This is a genomic window from Chitinophaga sp. (genome assembly GCF_036566945.1).
Lineage (GTDB): Bacteria > Bacteroidota > Bacteroidia > Chitinophagales > Chitinophagaceae > Chitinophaga.
In genome coordinates, this window is sequence record NZ_DATCVJ010000268.1 from 1 (window position 1) to 2,183 (window position 2,183).

Annotated in this window: 2 protein-coding genes; one reads left to right on the plus strand and one right to left on the minus strand. The window is 40.6% G+C overall.

Translation table 11 applies throughout. The annotated features are described in order from the left end of the window. A partial coding sequence (locus VIP81_RS07850; protein WP_331958128.1) for a hypothetical protein occupies nucleotides 1-632 on the minus strand: 632 nt, incomplete at its 3' end. 622 nt (nucleotides 633-1,254) lie between these two features. On the opposite strand from VIP81_RS07850, the gene VIP81_RS07855 reads away from it, so the two are divergent. Then, nucleotides 1,255-2,183 (plus strand): MBL fold metallo-hydrolase (locus VIP81_RS07855; protein ID WP_331958130.1); only part of this gene is annotated, 929 nt, incomplete at its 3' end.

Below are 2,183 nucleotides of genomic sequence, written 5' to 3' on the forward strand. Positions count from 1 at the left end.
GCTACCTGAATAACCGCTTCCCCGGCGCTTGCCTGCAAAACCATAATTTCAGAAACTGATGGACGTTTAAGGTCAAATACCAAATATTCATAAGAGATATTTTCTGATAAGTCATTAATGACATTCACCATCCGTTCAGGCCCACTCATTATAATAGTTGTTTTACCTTCCCCTCTAACGCCATCGCCATGAATGCGTACATACCTTGCCCCTTCTATCAGAATACCACAAGGCTTTGGTGTGAATGTATAATCGGAAGTGTTAGAAATATACCATATACGCCGTAAGGACTTTGGAGAAGTGAATTGATGTTTACCAGGCAAAAAATGAATATCAATTGGCTCTTTCGATGTGCCTGCGCCAAACGGCATTAATGTTTGCTCATGTATGCCGGGTGCTATGACAATTTTATCACCAGGTGCCAGTCTCAAAGCGTTTACATTAGCGAACGATTTCCATGCAGTGGAGCTTTTAGTACCTTTGTTTTGATCGCTACCTGTTATCGGATTGACAAAATAAGTTGTATGTCCAGCTGACGATACACGCCTGGACGAATCGGGATAAGGAGTTTTTGCCACCTCTCTCAATTTCGCCCATTCCATTGCGGTTTGCCCATAACCTTGCTGCAACATTAGAAAGGAACATAATACTACTAGTAAGCTTAAGCGAACTTCATCCATTATTTTATATCATGTCTTTGTAAGGTCACTCAAGATCGGTTCTAATACAGGAACGAGCAACTAACATTTTGACATCTATTGATACTATTTTTGCGCGGCTCCAAAAAAATATTCAATATATCTATTCCCGGATGGGAATTTACTTATTTTTAGCATTACCTTATACCAGCAGGATCATCGATATCAACCCTTATATCATGAAATATTTGAAGTCCACCAGGTAATAACTTTTCTTCACTTCTCTTTATAGAAGAGAAAAATATTGACACTGTCTTTGAACAATCTTTAACAACAACTGTTCTAGTTCAGTGGGTTAAACTACATATACTCCTAAGCAAGAACCCGATAACGCTCATCATCTCCGCATTACACCCATAAGGTGTGTGCTATTTTTATTTGCAATTTTATATTCATTTTGCTGCAATTCAGCATCTGGTTATACCTGTGCGTCACGCAAAGCGACCTGAATTACCCTTGCTGCCGGTAATAGGTTCTGGGCATTAACAAAGAAATTTTAACATTCATCTTTATCAAATATATAACTACCACTATCCACAATTTAAATTGAACAACAATGGCAACAAAACTAAGGCTATGGTATCTTTTACTGCCAGTGGCGGCAATCTATTCCTCGTGTAGTTCCCCTACAGCGAAAGAGAGTTCCGGTGGCGAAGAAAATTCCAACGTTAAAGATGCTAGCACATTTACCCAGGAAAAACAAAAAGAAATTCTATCCTACCTGCCTTTCAATGATACATCGGACTTCGCAGATGCCAGGAAAGGCTTTATTGCCACGTTGGATGCAGGTGAAATTAAGGACGAAAAAGGAACTGTTGTATATAGCATGAAACAGTATGATTTTATTAAAGGTACTGCTCCAGCTACAGCTAATCCCAGCCTTTGGCGTCAAAGCGAAATAAACAGCATTAATGGTTTGTTCAAAGTCACCGATGGTATTTATCAGATCCGGGGGTTTGACCTGGCTAACATGACGCTCATAGAAGGAAAAACCGGTTGGATTGTTATTGATCCATTACTCTCTCCTCCAACAGCAAAAGCCGGGTTGGAACTTGCAAATCAAAAATTGGGTACAAGGAAAGTATCCGCTATCATACATACCCATAGTCATATCGACCACTTTGGCGGAATACGTGGTGTAGTAGATGAAAAAGATGTTATCAGTGGTAAAGTTCCCATCTATATCCCAGAAGGATACTTCGACGAAGCTATTTCTGAGAACGTGATGGGTGGGAATACGATGGGAAGAAGGGCCTCCTACATGTATGGCAATCTGCTTCCCAAAGATGCAAAGGGCACACTGGGAACAGGTCTTGGCCAAACAACATCTACCGGTCTTGCCGGCATCCTGGAAGGAACTGATGTGATTAAGAAACTGGATGGAGAAAGCAGGATCATAGACGGTGTAAAAGTTGAGTTCATTTATACCCCCGAATCTGAGGCTCCTGCAGAGATGATGTTTTACTTCCCGGAGTTTAAAGCATT